General features: G+C 43.6%; 13 protein-coding genes. 5 read left to right on the top strand and 8 right to left on the bottom strand.

What is annotated here, in order from left to right; all coding sequences use genetic code 11:
• Positions 1-52: 52 nt before the first annotated feature.
• Positions 53-1,195, bottom strand: coding sequence for a magnesium chelatase ATPase subunit I (gene bchI / locus PY364_RS00475; protein WP_275519422.1), 1,143 nt, complete (start codon positions 1,193-1,195; stop codon positions 53-55).
• Between the two features lie 23 nt (positions 1,196-1,218).
• On the opposite strand from bchI, the gene PY364_RS00470 reads away from it, so the two are divergent.
• Together PY364_RS00470 and PY364_RS00465 are read left to right on the top strand one after the other, a co-directional pair.
• Positions 1,219-1,656, top strand: a complete 438-nt coding sequence (locus PY364_RS00470; RefSeq protein WP_275519420.1) for a hypothetical protein — start codon at positions 1,219-1,221, stop codon at positions 1,654-1,656.
• Entirely contained in the window at positions 1,637-1,996 is a 360-nt protein-coding gene (locus PY364_RS00465) for a hypothetical protein (RefSeq protein ID WP_275519418.1), read from the top strand. The genes PY364_RS00470 and PY364_RS00465 overlap by 20 nt, the downstream gene beginning before the upstream one ends.
• Before the next feature lie 293 nt (positions 1,997-2,289).
• Here PY364_RS00465 and PY364_RS00460 read toward each other — a convergent pair whose 3' ends face one another.
• Entirely contained in the window at positions 2,290-4,902 is a 2,613-nt protein-coding gene (locus tag PY364_RS00460) for an EAL domain-containing protein (protein WP_275519416.1), read from the bottom strand.
• A 135-nt stretch (positions 4,903-5,037) separates the two neighbouring features.
• On the opposite strand from PY364_RS00460, the gene dapB reads away from it, so the two are divergent.
• A complete protein-coding gene (dapB, locus tag PY364_RS00455) occupies positions 5,038-5,865 on the top strand; it encodes a 4-hydroxy-tetrahydrodipicolinate reductase (RefSeq protein ID WP_275519414.1) in 828 nt (275 codons plus the stop codon).
• 54 nt (positions 5,866-5,919) lie between these two features.
• Entirely contained in the window at positions 5,920-6,633 is a 714-nt protein-coding gene (locus tag PY364_RS00450) for a phosphate ABC transporter permease (RefSeq protein WP_275519412.1), read from the top strand.
• A 20-nt stretch (positions 6,634-6,653) separates the two neighbouring features.
• On the opposite strand, the gene PY364_RS00445 is transcribed toward PY364_RS00450, so the two are convergent.
• From PY364_RS00445 to PY364_RS00420, 6 genes are all read right to left on the bottom strand, one after another.
• The gene (locus PY364_RS00445; protein ID WP_275519410.1) at positions 6,654-7,259 is read right to left on the bottom strand and encodes a hypothetical protein; all 606 of its coding nucleotides are present in this window, start codon (positions 7,257-7,259) and stop codon (positions 6,654-6,656) included.
• Complete coding sequence (locus PY364_RS00440) at positions 7,259-7,612, bottom strand: STAS-like domain-containing protein (protein WP_275519408.1); 354 nt, start codon at positions 7,610-7,612, stop codon at positions 7,259-7,261. Before PY364_RS00440 ends, PY364_RS00445 begins: the two co-directional genes overlap by 1 nt.
• A 2-nt stretch (positions 7,613-7,614) precedes the next feature.
• Entirely contained in the window at positions 7,615-8,244 is a 630-nt protein-coding gene (locus PY364_RS00435) for a precorrin-8X methylmutase (protein ID WP_275519406.1), read from the bottom strand.
• A gap of 110 nt (positions 8,245-8,354) precedes the next feature.
• Entirely contained in the window at positions 8,355-9,158 is an 804-nt protein-coding gene (locus tag PY364_RS00430) for a TPM domain-containing protein (protein WP_275519428.1), read from the bottom strand.
• A 246-nt stretch (positions 9,159-9,404) separates the two neighbouring features.
• Positions 9,405-14,957 (bottom strand): hypothetical protein, encoded by a 5,553-nt coding sequence (locus tag PY364_RS00425; protein WP_275519404.1) that lies wholly within the window; start codon positions 14,955-14,957, stop codon positions 9,405-9,407.
• 232 nt (positions 14,958-15,189) lie between these two features.
• Positions 15,190-16,524, bottom strand: a complete 1,335-nt coding sequence (locus tag PY364_RS00420) for a P-loop NTPase fold protein (protein ID WP_275519402.1) — start codon at positions 16,522-16,524, stop codon at positions 15,190-15,192.
• A 365-nt stretch (positions 16,525-16,889) separates the two neighbouring features.
• On the opposite strand from PY364_RS00420, the gene PY364_RS00415 reads away from it, so the two are divergent.
• Positions 16,890-17,756 (top strand): FtsQ-type POTRA domain-containing protein, encoded by an 867-nt coding sequence (locus PY364_RS00415; protein ID WP_275519400.1) that lies wholly within the window; start codon positions 16,890-16,892, stop codon positions 17,754-17,756.
• Positions 17,757-17,893 lie beyond the last annotated feature (137 nt).

Here is a 17,893-nt window from a genome sequence, read left to right as displayed (position 1 = left end):
GGTGAAATACCGCCCAGAGGGCGGCGTTACGTAATTTCTTAAGCATTAGCTATTAGCCATTAGCAGTTTCCAAACCAAAAACTTGACCGAATACTTTTTGAACTTTGTAACCAGAATCGATGCTTTCTAAGGGGTCTTTTCGCAACCGATGGCGCAAACAAAGAGTGACAACTCGGCGAATATCATCAACAGTAACTTCTGTTCGACCTTCATAAGCTGCCAAAGCTTTTGCCGCCCGATTAGTAACAATATCTCCTCGCAGTCCATCCACATCCAACTCAGCACAAACTTGGGAAATCTTTACCCTCAAATCGTAGTCAAGTTGTACTGATTTTAACCTTTCCTGAGCATCGACAAGCTGTTTTTGTAGCTCATTTTGCTCAGGTTCATATTTTTCTAAAAATTCTTTAGGATTTTGGTCAAAATCTGACCGTTGCTCCACAATTTGTACTCTTAAAGTCGGCTCTTTTACAGTCCGAATTTCGGCGTGCATTCCAAATCTATCTAACAATTGCGGGCGTAATTCTCCTTCTTCTGGGTTGCCGGAACCAACTAGGACAAAACGGGCTGGATGGCGGATAGAAATGCCTTCTCTTTCTACAGTATTCCAGCCACTTGCTGCTGAGTCAAGCAAAACATCTACTAAATGATCGTCGAGCAAATTGACTTCATCAACGTAAAGAATGCCGCGATTTGCTTTAGCTAAAAGCCCTGGTTCAAAAGCTTTAACACCTTCAGATAAAGCTTTTTCAATATCAATAGTGCCGCAAACGCGGTCTTCTGTAGCGCCCAAGGGCAAGTCTACCATCGGGACTTTTTTCTTCGCGATCGCAATTTCTACCTGCTGTGCCACCCTTTCTCGCAATGCGTCGCTCATTAATTCAGGATCGCTAGGATGGCTATTGAAGGGGTCATCCGCCACCACATCAATTTCTGGTAACAAGTCAGCTAGGGCGCGGATAGTAGTAGATTTGCCCGTACCGCGATCGCCCATAATCATTACACCCCCAATCTTGGGGTCAATCACATTCAACAGCAGCGCCAGTTTCATTTCCTCCTGGCCGACAATGGCCGTGAAGGGAAAAACAGCGCGGCGGGCAACGCTAACAGCAGGTGGCGCACCCGCATTCTGGGTATTAATGGCTTCGGCAGTAGGACTCACAATAAACTCTAAACTTTTATTACCGTCTTTCATTGTCGCACAAAAGAGGCATTACTTTGAATTCGCCTAATGAATCTTCTGAAACTGAAACAGCAGCTCTAATTGCTGAACTACGGCAAAATGGTATCAAGCACAACCCTCAAAATATTATCAGGATTGCCAAAACTGCTGAGGGGAAAATTATCTTTCTGGAAACTGGAAATGCTACTTCTGGTCTGCAACACATTCTTAAGGATCATCTTTCGCAGTTTGCAGATCGAGGAATATCCACAGACCAAATACCGGATGTTATAATGATGGCTGTCACCCAAGGTCAAATAGTTGGATCGCAGGGAAAAACAAGCTCCACGCCGCGTTCTATTTATCAATTCACTCTTAACGGTGAAACTAAGTACCTTGCAGTACAAGTATCCGAAAATGGATACATCGTTAGTGCTAACCCCAGAACTTCCATAAAATTTACAGAGGATAACTATGGCAGCAGAAACAATTAAACTAATGGTAGACTATGGGTGCTATCCTTTATGGTGGGAAACCCCAGATAAAGCTGGTGATATCGATCCCGAAACTCTTTCTCTCAAGCCAGAAACAATTAAACGTCTGGAAAAATGGGCAGCAGTTTTTGATAGCATTTTGAACCAGGATTACCCACCTGACTCTGATTTTGCCAGTCCAGAGGAAGCGGAAGCCTTCGAGGAAGAAGGGATAAGTTTATGGCATCAACTGCGGCAAGAACTTGCACCAGACTACGAAGTTCACTACATGAGTGAAAAGTTGGGGAAACTGTTAACTGATCCCAGAGAGTTAGAAATCTTAGTTTCTCAAGCTAGCTAAAGAATTTCAACCCGCGAAGGCGGGTTTCGTCTGTGTAGATGCGATTTCAATCGCCGATTACTATAGGAAAGGGGCTAGGGGCTAGGGGCTAGGGAAAGAAGGGAAAGAAGGGAATAGAATAAGCTTTCAGGAAAAAGCGCTTTGGCGGTTGCTATAAATTGCACATCATCACATCATATAATTACCAATTACCAATTACCAATTACCAATTACCAATTACCAATTAACAATTACCAATTAACAATTACCAGTTAACAATTACCAATTAACAGTTAACTGTTAACTGTTAACAATTACCACTGAGGATCTGAAGCAATCAACGCCGTTGCCGCCTCACTTGGAAGCGGCCTAGCAAAGAAATAACCTTGGCCGTATTCACAGCCAAGCGATCGCAACCCAGTCAACTGTTCCGCCGTTTCCACCCCCTCAGCAATCACATCCATCCCCAAAGCGTGAGCCAGCATCACAATAGTCCGCACGATCGCCGTATTTTCTCCTCTCCGTGACTTCGGATTAGCGATTTTTTCCACCCCGCCCTCAGAGCCAACTTCCATACGACCAACAAAAGACTTATCCACCTTCAAAGTATCAGTAGGAAAGCGACTCAAATAACTCAAAGACGAATATCCCGTCCCGAAATCATCAATTCCCAACTTCACATTTAACGCCTTCATCTGATTAAGAACCGCGATCGCAGATTCCACCTCATCCATCACCACACTTTCCGTAATCTCCAACTTCAAATACTCAGCATCAATACCAGTACGTTGCAGAATTTCCTGAATTTGCTCCACCAAATCCGGCTGTGAAAACTGTTTAGCAGATAAATTTACACTCATCGTCAAAGGAGGATTAAACTGAAACTTATCCTGCCATAAACGTAACTGCTGCATCGCTTCCTGTAGCACCCATTGACCTATAGGCAAAATCAAACCTGTTTCCTCCGCCACCGGAATAAACTTCAGAGGCGACACCAAACCCCGTTCCGGGTGTTGCCAACGAATCAGCGCCTCAAAACCAATAATTTTCCCAGTTGCCAAACAGATAAAAGGCTGGTAGTGCAGCAAAAATTCTTGACGCTTCACAGCCATTCGTAAATCTGTTTCTAACTGCAAGCGCTCCACTGCCGTTGCGTGCATCGCTCGATTAAACACCTGATAGCGCCCCGTTCCCAAAGTTTTAGCACGGTACATCGCCGTGTGAGCATCCCGCAATAGATACTCCGGCCGCTCGTCTCCTTCCTTTGTTTCCATTTCCCCGTGGGAACCCCCCACAGCAATACCAATACTCACCGTCATCAATATTTCTTGCCCGCTCAAATTAAAAGGTAAAATCAGCGATTGGTGAATCCGTTCTGCCACATTAGTAGCAGTAGCAACATCTTTAATATTTTCAATTAGAATTGCAAAATCGCCCCCACCAACCCGCGCCACAAGGTCACTAACTCGCACGCAAGACTTCAATCTTTCTACTAGCGCAATTAGCAAGCTGTCTCCTGCGACATGACCAAGAGAATCGTTAATTACCTTAAAGCGATCTAAATCCAGAAAAAACACCGCAAAAAAATCATACTGGCTATGTTTGGCATTTTTGGCAGCGCGAGCAACCCGCTCAATAAACAAAGCTCGGTTAGGCAGTCCCGTCAGGGAATCGTGAAAGGCATTGTATAGCTGTTTATAAGCAGTTACGCAGGCAGTTGTGACTATCACTGCGAATGCTGGCTCCACTGGTGGTACCCACCCTGCTTCTGTAAAGATTCCAAGGCTAATCCCCAGTAAAGCTCCTAGGGCTATTGTTAAAGCCAGCCCTAATTTGGCAGGGTGTTGAATTCGCAAGGCCACGATTCCGCCCGTAGTTGCCCATCCTAATGTCCACAAAAATTCTGCCCACTCTGGCCAGAACCAAAACAGCGGCCAGCCGTCTAAAACTGCACTCAAAATTTGGCTGACCATTTGGGCGTGAAGCAGCACTCCAGGCATTTTGGCGTTTTGTTTCTCAATGGGGCTATAGGGGGTGAGAAATACATCTCTGCTGCTGGGGGCTGTAGTTCCAATTAGTACAATTTTGTCTTTTACCCAGTTGGGGTTAAATTCTCCTTTCAAGACTTGCCTAAAGCTGATTTGCCGCGCTACTTTGCGAGGAGAACGGTAATTGAGCAGAATTTGGTAGCCGTTGGCATCTAAGTTAGTATAGCCGCCAGAATCGGGTTCTAAGGGTGTGAACTCGGCTTTACCCCAGTAAATATAGTTGCGGTTAGTGGTACTATTTTTGGGCTCAACTACATCCTTGAGATAGAAAAATGCCAGCCGGAAAGAAAATGAGTAGAGGGGTTTCTTGTCTGGTTTTGAGAGAAACATCAAGTTGCGGCGGACTACTCCATCGAGGTCAAGCAATAAGTCGTTAAAGCCAATACGATCTGGTGGTACTCTTGGCGGTGGCGGGACTCCTGCACTTTCAGAGTCGTTAAATTTGGCGATCGCAATTACATTGGGGGCTTGAAGTTGAGTTAGGAGTTCTTTGTGTCCTGGTTCTTGAGGTACATCCCGATATATATCTAAGCCAATTACTTTGGGCTGGTGTTGTTGCAGTTTTGCTAGTGCTAGTGCGATCCTGCCATCGGAAAGGGGTACTCTGCCTAGGGCTTGGATGTCTTCTTCTGTGATACTAACTACTAGAAGTCGCGGATCGGGGCCGCGATCGCCCATCAACCGCAGACCTCGGTCAAAAGTCGCCATTTCCAGCTCTTGGAGTCCTCCTAGTTGGCGAATTAATAGGAGCAGCAAGCTGACGGTTATGCTAGTTAGTAAGGCGGGAAAGAGCCTTAGCCTCGTGCCGTTTGAGAAAACGCTGAAGTGAGCTGCTAAGGAGAGTACAGAGCGAAGATTTCGATAGAATTTGGGAGTCACGGAGGAAATAGCTGGATGCGAATTAGCCTGAAAAGCGCCTGTTAAGTGTTAAGTGTTAACGGTTAACTGTTAACTGATAATGTTGCCTTATCAGTTTAAAATGCCTTTGTCGAGTCTAGGGATATTTGTGAAATTATGGCGAGTCAACTTCCGATTCCGGTGATTGTTAACGGTGCTGCTGGCAAGATGGGCCGTGAGGTGGTTAAGGCGGTAGCAACAGTTGGGGATATGACGTTGTTTGGGGCTATAGAGCGCTCTCCTGAGTTTCTGAACGTGGATGCGGGGGAACTTGCGGGATGTGGTGCATTGGAGGTTCCTCTTACGGATGATTTGCAAGGGATGTTGGCTTTAGCGGGTCAAGAAAAGCAGTTGGGGGTGATGGTGGATTTTACTCACCCGAATTCAGTTTATGAGAATGTGCGTTCTGCGATCGCCTACGGTATCCGCCCCGTTGTCGGTACTACGGGCCTGAGTCCCCAACAAATTCAAGATTTAGCTGAGTTTGCAGATAAAGCTAGCATCGGTTGTTTAATTATCCCTAATTTTTCGATCGGTATGGTTTTGCTTCAGCAAGCTGCGCTGTCAGCATCGCAATATTTCGATCATGTAGAAATTATTGAACTTCATCACAACCAAAAAGCGGACGCGCCCAGCGGTACGGCGATTCAAACTGCTCAAATGTTAGCAGAAATGGGGAAAAGTTTTAATCCACCATTGGTAGAGGAAAGTGAGAAATTGCCAGGTGCGAGAGGAAGTTTAGCGGATGAGGGTATTCGCATTCACAGCATTCGCTTACCCGGTTTAATTGCTCACCAAGAGGTAATTTTTGGGGGCCCTGGTCAAGTTTATACTTTACGCCATGATACTAGCGATCGCGCTTGCTATATGCCCGGTGTCCTGTTGGCCATCCGCAAAGTGCTGGAACTCAAATCTTTGGTTTATGGTTTAGAAAAAATATTGTAAACTGGTTATTGGTTAACAGTTAACAGTTAACAGTTAACCAATAACAAAAAAATTATGCTAGTTCCATTAACTCGACAAACGTTTGAAGAGCTGATTCCCGCCGTTGCTACCGCTGCTCAATATAAATATGCTTGGGGTAAACCCTCAGATTTTTTGAAGCGGCTATTAATTTCTGTAGTCAGCGTACTTTTTATGCTATTAGTCTATAAATTAGCGTGGGAAGATGGCGGGGCAGTAGTTTTAATTTTTGGACTTATTGCTGGTCTTTACTGGCTTTGGGGCCCGGTTTTATCGGCAAGTTTGCGAAATTTACAATGCCGGAAATATAAATATTGTGGTTTCTGGCAAGGACGAGTTTTAGATGTTTATATCACAGAAGAAGTCAGCAGTCAAGAGGAAACTGTTAACAGTAAAGGACAGCTTGTGATTGTAGACAATTTAGAGCGGATGATTAATGTAGAAGTCGGAGATAAGACGGAATTTACTACTAAAATTAAAGCACTTATTAACCGCACTCACCAGGAGATTGCACCGGGTCAAGTTGCTTTGATGTTAGTAATGTCAAATGAAGAAGATTTGAGCCGTATTTCTAAGGTTTCAGATATTTACATTCCCAGTCGAAATGTGTGGGTAAGCGATTATCCTTACTTACGGCGGGATGTGTTTGTAGAAGTCAGTCGTCAGTTGAAAAAGAAAAGAGATAGGGGAGGAAGAGATGAAGGTGAAGAAAGGGGAGGGGAAAGGATGCGATCGCGCTTAGATTACTGATTGAGTATTTTGTCTATTGCTTATCTAGTAATCAGTTTTCCTTGATTTCTTGCGGTCGTAATTACATTACGGTTAGCAGTAAAAACTTTGATCCCAGGAACAGTCACATAATCACCATCATCAGTAATTACTTGAACTATTCCTGCTTTATCCATTGCTTCCAAAATCAGGAGATCGTAGCCGTCTAAAAGTTGCGTTTGAAATCTGGTTAAAGATGCGTTAGTTGTAGTTTCATCAACTGTTACATCAGTCGATACAGCAATAGATGTTACCTGACTCCAAGCGGCTACAACTTCAGCTACTACGTTAGCTCTTTCTGTTGAGTAATTATGGCGATATTCTTTTGTATTTAATGTAGTCGAAAAAATTTTTCGTTCTACCTGTTCAATATTATGTGCTAACTCTGCTAAAGAAAGCCCACAATACAAAAGTAATCCTTGAGCAGAAATAACTTTTCTTAAATAAGCAGGATAATCGTTAATTTGATAGGGAAGAGCAGAGGTACTGGCTTTAGTGTAACTCAGCCAGTACCAGACATTAGTATCTACCAGAAAAATGTCATCTTTTTGAGGCGTGTCAAACTGGATATTAACTACTTCAGCCTTGACTGCATATTGGACTGCCATTATACATTTTCCACCTGTTTGCTGACAATTTCATTGATTGCATTGCGAGTTGCATCATCTGCTGCGTAGTAGCGTTTTGAGTTTTTAATCACCAGTTTAAGTATCTGGTTGCCTACGGTATTAAGATGAGAAAATTTCAGCAGACGGTTTAAAGTATCTGGAGAGATATCCCTAAGTAGCTGTCCAATAGCAAAATTGAAAAAGGGAGATGCAAAAATCTCTACCCCATCAAAATCAAGCTCTACAGCGTGCTCTGCCAGTAGTTCTGGGTAAGTCAACTCATACACCTTCATACCGTCATCGGGTGTCATGCAAGTTTTGCCAATCAGAGTGACAATGTTATAAGATTTCATACCTAACCCAAACTATTCCCCTCTTGACCATAGGCCTGCCAGGCCAAATCCACCAACCCATTAACGATCGCCACAGCCACCACCGCAGATCCCTTACGTCCCTCAATCCGAATATGAGGAATCATTGAATCATGCAGCCTTGACTTAGCCACATCCACCCCCACAAATCCCGAAGGCGTACCAATCACTAAAGCAGGCCGAATCTCCTCAGCCTCAATCAAATCTACCAGCGCCGACAGCGCCGTTTGAGCCTGACCTACTACAAAAATTCCCTCTGGATAGCGCCGGGCCAAAGTTTCAATGCCCCAAGCAGCACGGGTTTTTTCCTTCTGAGGCCGAGTTAAAGCCTCCATCGAACAATATACTGGATTCGCAAAAGTGCTCTGAATCTGGGGCGTAATCCCCACTTGCACCATTGGCACATCTACAACAATCGTAGTCCGCGCCGCTAATGCCGCCGCCCCCGCCTGTAAAGCGTGGTCAGAAAAACGGATCAGAGACTTGTATTCAAAGTCAGCCGTAGTGTAAATCACGCGGCGGACAATTTCGTACTCCGCCGGCGACAAGACATGATCGCCAATTTCGCGATCGATTATTCCCAGACTTTGGGCATCGGTTACGTGCCATTCCATTTGAATAGCGATCGCCTCTCAGATTTCAGCTATTGTTGTTGGTTAACTGTTAACTGTTAACTGTTAACTGTTAACCGTTAGCTTATCAGCTTTTTGCGATCGACAACTGATTACCTTTCTGAAGCTGAAGACTGGTTCAAGACTGGAGTTAAAAAAGCCGCCAGGGCCCCAATTAGGAAACCAGCCACATTCCGCAGCAGTGGTAGCCACTCGGAGGTACGGGACACTACTGGGCCAATGCCGAAAGCGATAAATAAAATCCCCCACAGGGGAGAAAAAATCAGCGCCCACTGCCAAGCTACAATTTGTCCAGGTTTGCGCGGATGTGCTGCAAATCCGCAGATTATGCCGCCGACTACAGAAGTAATCAGAGTCAAAATCCATTGTTCTCGTGGCAAACCGGGGACTACGCGACAACCACCCTGGCGCAAACAAAGTTTAATTGATTCTAAGGATTCGAGGATAGATTGGTCTTCGCCGTTGTCTCGGATAAAAAATTGATTGCCGAAGCGAGTTTGCAACTCCACCCAAAATGTGCGCGGTAGTAAGGGGTAAAGGTCGTCCCCAACGTTAAAATTAAGCAGGTTGCCGCCACGCTGATCGGCAACTAGCAAGACACTTTTCTGATCCAGTCCCCAGTAATCTTTGACTGCTAAACCAGGTGTGCGATCGTATTGAGTCAAAACTCGCAGTTTCCAGCCTGTTTCAGCTTCAAACTGCTCTAAGTCTTTAGCTAGCGTCTGTTCTTGAATGTCTGTCAGGGCTTTGGCTAAATCAATTATGGGTGTCTGAGTCTCAGGCAGCAAATCGGGGTTATTGTAGGCCCAGGCTGCGGGGGCGATCGCCCAAACTGAGAGAACTAGGAAAAAGGCAGTAATGGATGCTAAAAATCTTTGGGGTAAAAGCTGTTGCATAGCAAATTTTGGTGTATTTGTCAAGGGTTTAGGTAAATTGGTTGTCTTAACCAAGCGATCGTAGAAAACTAATATTTCTTTACATTTGTTTACTTTACTAGAAAGCGTTGATGAATAGAAGGGATTTCTCATAACTTCTAAGGTACACTCACGTAACGCCGCCATCTTGGCGGTAAAAAAACCGCCAGGATGGCGGCGTTACGTAAAGCTGAGTAAGTCCTAATTTTTCCACCCTACATTCAATTTTTAATTCTCAATTTTCACTCCATCGCACAAATGCCGATCGCGATCGCTTACATTCGGATTAGTTTTCAGATAATCACCCACCCAGTCGCAACCCCGCCCCAACAAATCATCCAGATCCAAATTCCACAAAATCACAGTACGATCCTTACTACCAGAAGCAAGTACCTTACCATCCGGGCTAAAACTCACACTCATCACACTATCCCGATGACCATTCAGAGTTTTCAGCAAAGTACCATTGCGGCTCCAAATTTTCACCTTATTGTCATAACTTCCCGACGCAACCAGCAAACCATCCGGGCTAAAAGTCACACTTGTCACGCTATCACTAGAACCCTTCAACAAAGTCGCAACCATTGTACCGTCAAGATTCCAGAGTTTCACCGTATTGTCATAACCAGCCGTTGCAATTAATTTACCATCAGGACTAAAACTGACCCCCATGACAAAACTATTGTGAGCATAAAAGCTTCTAATAATACTACCCTCCCGACTCCAAAGTTTAACAGTACCGTCATCACTCGCAGAAGCCAACATTTTTCCATCAGGACTAAAACTGACGCTACTCACCCATCCAGTATGTCCCGTTAGAGTTTTAATTAACTTTCCATCACGACTCCAAAGTTTAACAGTCTTATCCTTACTCGCCGAAGCAATTATCTGACCATCAGGGCTAAAACTTACACTCATCACACTATCCCGATGACCATTCAGAGTAAGAATAAGAGAGGCAAAAGGAGATAGAGCAGAAAGAACAGAAGAAGGAGCAACATTAGTCATTTTACCCTCAGTCTTCACGCGCCACAATTTCACAGATTTGTCATAACTACCAGAAACAAGTAACTTGCCATCAGGACTAAAACTTAGGCTCGAAACTCGATTATTATGTCCCTGCAAAGTTTGCAGCAAAACACCGCTACGACTCCAAAGTTTAATCGTCTTATCAACAGAAGCCGAAGCCACAATTTGACCATTAGGAGTAAAACTTACACTTTGAACTCGATTTTTATGACCCTCCAAAGTTTTGAGCGGTATATCATCAAGTCGCCATAGCCTCACCGTCTTATCAAAACTTGATGAAGCCAGCGTTTTACTATCCGGGCTCCAACTCACCTGAGTAACTTTATCCCCATGTCCAGCTAAGGTTCTAATTAGCCGAATCTCAGTTTTTACATTGCCAGAGTTTTTATATCCTTTACCATTTAAAACAGTTTTTAAGCTCCAAATTTTTATAGTTTTATCTGCACTAGCTGAAGCTAAACTTCGGCCATCCGGGGAAAAACTTACACCCAAAATTAACTTAGAATGAGCGGTCAAAGTCGCGAGCAAAAAATCCTTTGTTTTTAACTCCGTTGCCTTTCTCTTGCCTTCAGCTTGTAAAATCTTTGCTAGATTCCAGAGTTTCACAGTTTTGTCCTCTCCAGCCGAGGCAAGCATTTCACTGTTAGGGGAGAAACTAATACTGTAAACTTTAGATAAACCAACCCCTTCCCGATGCCGCAAATTTGCTACTAACTTACCATCAGTCTGCCAAATTTTGACAGTCCCATTATCACTAGCAGAGGCAATTATTTTACCATCTCGGCTGAAGCTAACCGCATTTACCGGAGATTCATGCTGTAAAGTTTTGAACAAAGTACCATCTATTTTCCAAATTTTAACTGTTTTGTCTCCAGAGGCAGAAGCTAACATTTTACCATCAGGACTAAAACAGAGGCTTGTGATATTATTCCCATGACCAATTAAAGTTTTGATCGGGCTCCCATCACTACGCCAGAGCTTAACAGTTTTATCAAGACTTCCAGAAGCTAAGATTTGACTATTTGGACTAAATGCCACATAAGCTATACTGTTAGTATGACCTTTCAATGTTGCTTGTAAACTACCATCTCTGCGCCAAATTCTGACAGTTTTATCTACACTGCCAGAAGCAATTGTTTTGCCATCAGGACTGAAACTCAAACCCCAAATTACATCCCCATGTCCCTCAAAACGGTTGCGTTCTTTTACCCCATAAACTGCTTGTTGAAGTGCCGCCGCAATTAAAATTTCAGTATCTTTAAGAGTTTGAGTTTCTTGAGTGTTTTCGATTTGCCTCCATTGTTTACCTGCCCTCAAACTTTCCATCAGAGAATCAAATTTATTATTTGATAAAAAAAGTGCTTCAGAAGCTGCTGTTAAAGTATTAATATCTGCACGCTGCCTTTGAGCCATTGCTAGCTGTTTTTGAGCAACAGCTCGATGCCAAAAATTGAGAGCAGCAATGGTGGAAGTGGATAATAGCACTACGCCAATCACAGCTAAAGCTAGTAGTTGTTTAAGGCGACGATTTGTGTGGTAAAGTTGTACTTGACTCATTTGTTTATCAGCTTCAGCACGGTGCAACCGTGCTTCTATTCCGAATCTTTGGCGGATAGGTCTAACGAGATAATCATGAACTAATTGATAGCGATCTTCTGGCGATTCTCGGAGCATAAATAGCAAGCCATGACCGACTAATATCTCTAATATTAAGTCAAGACTTTCATTGTTTTCTAGTATATTTTTAGTGGATCGCATGATGTTCACAGCCAATAAATTTTTACTGATGACCAATGATAATTCTTGCTTAGTTTTGATCAGCCTTACACCTCTTTCATCTGTCAAGGAAAATAAGATTTTCCAGGCAGCATCTTCATTTTCTAAACCACAGTCTGAAATCACTCGATCGAGGGAACGCTTAACTAATTCTGCTTTGGGTTGAGCGCCTAGTTGCTGATATTGTTCTAAGGTCGCAATTCCTTCTTCTTGCAGTTGTGCTCCCACTACTTGCAACTCAATCGGACGCACTTCTTCTAGTTCATCAGCTAAATCCAAAACAAAAGCATCAATCAATGCTGGTTCTAAGTAAAATTCAGCCCTTTCAGTTAAATGTTCGATCACACTACGGGCATCTCGAATTGAAAAATTTCTTAATTGATAGCGAATCTGCTTATCTAAAATGTTGTTATTAATTGCATCCAGATGGGGAACGCGATCGCACTCTAATAAGTAATGCAAATAGTCTTCCCGTAGAGACAGAATTACCTTGACAAAAGGTAGATTTAAGCAGCTACGCAAAAATTCATAAAAAATTTGTCTTTGTGTCCCAGAAGTGCAAACAAAGAAAAACTCTTCAAACTGATCGAAAATTAGTATTGTCAGCAAATTATTTTCTGCATTCTGCCGTAACTGGTCGATAATAAATGATGCAGGATGAGCGATAAAACATGAAGGTTCTAAATTGCGAACCCCTGTTTTCCCCTTCCAAATTCCATGAATTTCTGGTACTCCTTTTGCCCTCAATCGCCTCTGTTCTTCTGCTTCTCTGTTCTCAAGTCCCTTAGTTAAATACTTTTCTAACTCCATCACCCAGTCAGTGTAGACTTGCACAACAACGGGTAAAGTATCCCGCGCACCGAAGCTAATATTTTTCAGCGCTGGCACTAATCCAGCATTGACAAGAGAACTTTTTCCTACACCGCTTGGCCCATGAATTATAGTTAATTTATGATCGTCTCGACTAATTCTTTCCAGTAAACGGCTAATATCTTGTTGCCGACAGGAAGCAGTCATTTCTTCCGCGATCGCAACTTGATTTTCCACACAAGGCATGGAAGGGTTAATCGCTTGGCGGTGCGGTTGCAATTGGCCGGCACCAATAAAAGCTCTGAAACCGTACTGATACTCAATCGAACGCTGGGTTTTCTTAGTCCGAAAAGCCTTAAGATATTCCGCCCGCTCAAAGTAGAGCGATCGCAAATCCGCCAAAATATCAATATAAAGTCGCGGATCGTACTTCGCCTCAGTTTGCCTAACTGCCAATTCCAAGTAATTTACCGCCGCCTCCCACTGTCCCAGTTGGCGCAGGCTTTGGGCTAGCAATAATAGATATAAACTTTTATCCGACAGGGGAAAGGAGGATGTCGAGGATGGCGAGGATGGGAAAGATGAGGAAGATTTACTTCTTTCACTTCTCCTACGTCTCCTCACTCCCTTACCTCCTCTACCTTCCCCATCTCCCTTATCTCCCCCATCTCCCCCATCTTCCCCATCTCCCCCATCTTCCCCATCTCCCCCGTTTGCTGCTTGATCCAAAATAGCTAAAGCCAGTTCAGCTAACTGTCGCGCATGATGCCATCTAAACTCTTGCAGAGCAACCTCAGCCAGAAAGCCATAATCCTGAGCAAGTTGGCTGGGAGTACCGTAGATAAAATGCAATTGTAAGGAACTTTCCGCGAGATTTTGCAACTCTCGCCAAGCTTCCAACCTTTGCAATACCTCTCCTAAATGAGTTGTCACCGCCGCCACTAAATCGAAACGATTTGCTGCTTCAAAAGCATCTCTAGATTCTTCCAAACTAATCCTTGCTTCTTGCAAATGCAAGCGGTTAGCTACAGGATTTCTAGCAGCTTGCAGGCGTTGGCATAAAGCAATGTGAAACAAGACAATCCCTTGCCGTTCTAGAAATTGATAAGCAAGGATCTGAGACTGAGAAGAAATAGCTTCAGTTTGTTTTAGATTATTTTCTATATTGTCATACTTCCCTTCTCGCAAAGCTTCATGCAGACTAGGCCAACGTGGTTTTAACTTTTCCCCCGTATCCTTAATTTCTAGTCTTTCATCCTCAGTTTTCTGCTTCCAAAAAGCTAAACTTTGCTGATAGTTAATTAAAGCAGTTTCTGTATTGTCGCTAATGTAGTAATCACAACCAAGAACAAATTGCAAGCTAGCTTCAAGAGCGGGTTCTAACTCTTGTCCGCGACTTTCCAAATCTTTTAATGCTAATTCTAGTTCTTGTCGCCGCCTAGAACCAATTGCCAGGTCTAGGGTATTAACCGGATTGGATTCAGAGGAGAAAATGGACGTAGAATCCTTGGCCCAGAGATGCGAACCTGAATTTGGCAGTATAACTTCACTCGTTTGAGATAAATTTAACTTTGTTTCTAAGAGCTCTTTCTTAGCTTCATCGCTCTCTTTTTCCGATTCTGCATTGAGTTTCCCAACAGTAAAAATAGCATCTGCTTGCTGACGCAAAAAATCCATCAATTCGTCAGTAGCCATTTCAAATTTAATTGTAGCAGCAGCCCAACTTTTGAAATCAGGAGCCAATCGAATCATTTTTGCTGCAATATCATCTGTCACCCAGAGCACTAACGGAAAGGCAAAATTTTTGCGAAACTCGTCCCGCACTTGGTTTGTAGATGTGAGCAAATCATCGATATCAACTACACTTTCTAAACCAAATACCATCAAAGCAGACTCGGAATTTCCACTCATTGACACCAAAGAACGAGTCTTTACTAGCAGAGTAGTGTAAAGCGTTTTGACCGACGTAGCGAGGACTATATCTTGAATTTGAATTGGTGACATTTCCCGGAGTCGCTGCACCATTGAAAACCGTAATCGATCGTAATTGCAGCGGACTAAAATTAGGGAAAATTGACCTTGAGACATGGTAATGGATCGTACCAGTGTCTTTAGCGATCGCTCATTGTAGCTAATAGTTTCCTCTAGCTTTAGCAGATCAGTCATCTTTCTACCTTATTTTGAAATTGTACTGTGATTCCAACTGAAATTAGACTTTTTGCAAAGTTACTCTACAACTTAAAATCTTTAGCCTAAATGCTGAGCTGTAACACATTAACTCTGCTGTCAGCATCAGCATTTTGTTGGCTAAAAGTATCTTGACAAAAAATCTATTTAGTTTAGACAAACACAATCCACCCCAAAAAATATTCCTCAAGGAATAGGTAATTTATAAAGTTTAACTTACAACTTCAAGACATTGCTGCCAAGCTTTATATTTCTTAGTTTCTGCTAGTGCCGGATTGATCCCAAACCAGCGCCCCTCCTGATCCCGGTATTCAAATACAAACATACTTCGTAGTAAAGTTTGGCATTCTTCCTCCCCTGTAACATTTTGCCGCTGCACTACCTGAAAGAGCAATTCCCATTCTTGTTCAGTGATGGCAGCAAGCAAGTCATCGCGGTATTCTTGAATGACATTTTCCAAGCATTCTCGTGAAAAAGGAGGGTCTTCTTGCTGCAAACAACTATACAACAATACCAGCAAGTTACGAACGTGACCGCCGCTAACTCGGCAGATTCGGTCTAATGTTTGAGGACGATCGAAAACATAAGATATTAAAGCAGTGCGTTCGATTGGATCGACTGTAGGAAAAGCTCTTGCTAGCACTAGCTGCCGCAGTAGAGCCATCCCTTCTTCATAGTCGAGACCCGCTCGAACTTGTACCGGCACCATCGGCAATACTTTAGGTTTAACTCCAAATCGATTCGAGAGTCTGCCGAAATCATTTGAGAAAATCAATGTTAGAGGAATCGTGTAAACTACATGGCAATTTAGTTTCCTCAACTGTTCGCCGCGATCTACAAATAAATATTCTGGTTGCGTGCGTCCCGAAGCTTTTAATGTAGCATCTAAGCGGTCAAGATTGTCGATAATAACTACAAGTCCCTTATGTCCTTTATTCTTAAGTTCCTTAATGGCGCGTTCAAGGAGTTCTTCATTGATAGCTTGTAAAATGCTATTAGTTCGCGGTTCTAAGTATTGCCGTAACTGAGAGCGAAGTTTAGGAGAATCTTTAGTTTTAGCAGTAATTTTGGCAATACCAACAGATAACTCAGCCTCCGCCGAAAGTTCTATGGGAGTTTGCAAGAATTCTGCCACTTCTGTAAACAAATTTTGGAAATAGCCATGTCTGAGTTTAATGCCGGCAGATTCTAAACTTTCACTTACTTGGCGAGCAATACTCAGCAATATATCACTGATATCTACATCTCCCATGTCCAAATCTTGAGAAGACTCGAAGTAAACAACATAAAAGTCTTCTTGCTCTAATTCAGTTTTGAGCCGAAATAATTCAGTAGATTTACCACAGCCTATATGCCCTGTAAAGAGCTGGCAAGTGGGTTCGTTAGGGGAGATACGGGTAATGGTTCGCTGCAAGGATTCGATAATCTTGCCACCCCGTACTGAAGCAAAATCAATGTAATATTGGCGATCCCCTGGATTCCCCATGACTAGAGTTTTGCTAGGGTTACACGCCTTATAAAATCTGTCTAATTCTAGTACAATCACGATTATTTTTGACCAAAAGTTAACATATAGCAACCGCCTTGGCGGTTAGGGGCTAGGGGCTAGGGGCTAGGAGAAGCGTGAAAGAAGGGAATAGAATCAGGGAGTTTGGTGGAACTCAGAACGTCTTAACCGCCAAGGCGGTTGCTATAAAATGCGAGTTTAAGTTTACTTTGACAAATAGCTTTTTGGCTTGTGGGGGGAAGGGGAGAGGGGGAGCGGGGGAGCGGGGGAGATAGTAACCATTAGCCATTAGCCATTAGCCATTAGCCATTACCAATTAGCAATTACCAATTAGCAAAGTGGGTAATTTTCCGGGGATCTGGTTAAATTATTAGGGGAAATGGGAGGCTAGGAATAAAAAGTAGATGGCTAGTTTTGCATCAGTTTCTCAAACGGAGTTAGGGCGCAGGCGTGACCTTTTGCGCCGCCAAAGGCGCTTGAAATTGGTTCAGAGAATTTGGCAATCGTTGGCAGTCAGTGCCTTTGCGGGAGGTTTGCTCTGGGGCATAGCTCAGCCTGTTTGGTTGATTACCAAACCGGAACAGGTTAAGGTTGAGGGCAATCAGTGGCTTTCCGATCGCGCGGTAATGTCTTTGCTGCCGCTGTCTTATCCCCAGTCTGTGTGGGGTATTCAGCCTCAAGCTCTGGCGAAAAAACTGGAGTCAACTGGGCCGATCGCTAAAGCAAAGGTGATTCGTCATTTGTTTCCCCCTTCTTTGAGGGTAGAAGTGCAGGAACGTTTGCCAGTGGCGATCGCTCAACCTGCGATCGCCTTAACACCTACACAGGGAACACAGAAGGCGGTCTGGCTCGATGCCAATGGGGGCTGGATGCCTTTGGAGAGCTATACTGCGGATAAGCGATCGGGTACTGTCTCTGAAGGCGGCGGTACTTTTAAGGGAGCAGGAATCTCGCACTCTATGCCTACCCTCAAAGTCATCGGTCGCTTAGAACTCTACCGCGTCTATTGGCCTCAATTTTACTCTGCACTTAGTCGCAGCCCTGTGAAAGTGTTTGAGGTTGATTGGCAAAATCCGGGAAATTTAATCCTAACGACAGAAATGGGTGTTGTGCATTTGGGGCCGTACAGTTCCCGTATGGCTGAGCAGCTAAGCGTTTTGGACAAAATGCGGCAATTGCCAAAACAACTGGATTCAAGCAAAATTGGTTACATCGATCTGCAAAATCCAGCTTCGCCGATGATTCACATCCCGGAGTCGGAAAAACAGTAGTTGCGATTGTTGGCTTCGGGCCAAAGTTAGCTTACAGTTAAGTATCAACTTTTTTGTTGTGGATTTACACCCATTAAAAAAGTTTTGCTTAAGAATCCCCGCGTCTTTAGACCGGGGAATGTCAATTATCATCCCCG

The organism is Kamptonema sp. UHCC 0994 (assembly GCF_029167235.1).
Taxonomy (GTDB): domain Bacteria; phylum Cyanobacteriota; class Cyanobacteriia; order Cyanobacteriales; family Microcoleaceae; genus Kamptonema.
The sequence above is the reverse complement of the archived record's forward strand: the minus strand, read 5'-3'. Positions and strand labels throughout refer to the sequence as shown.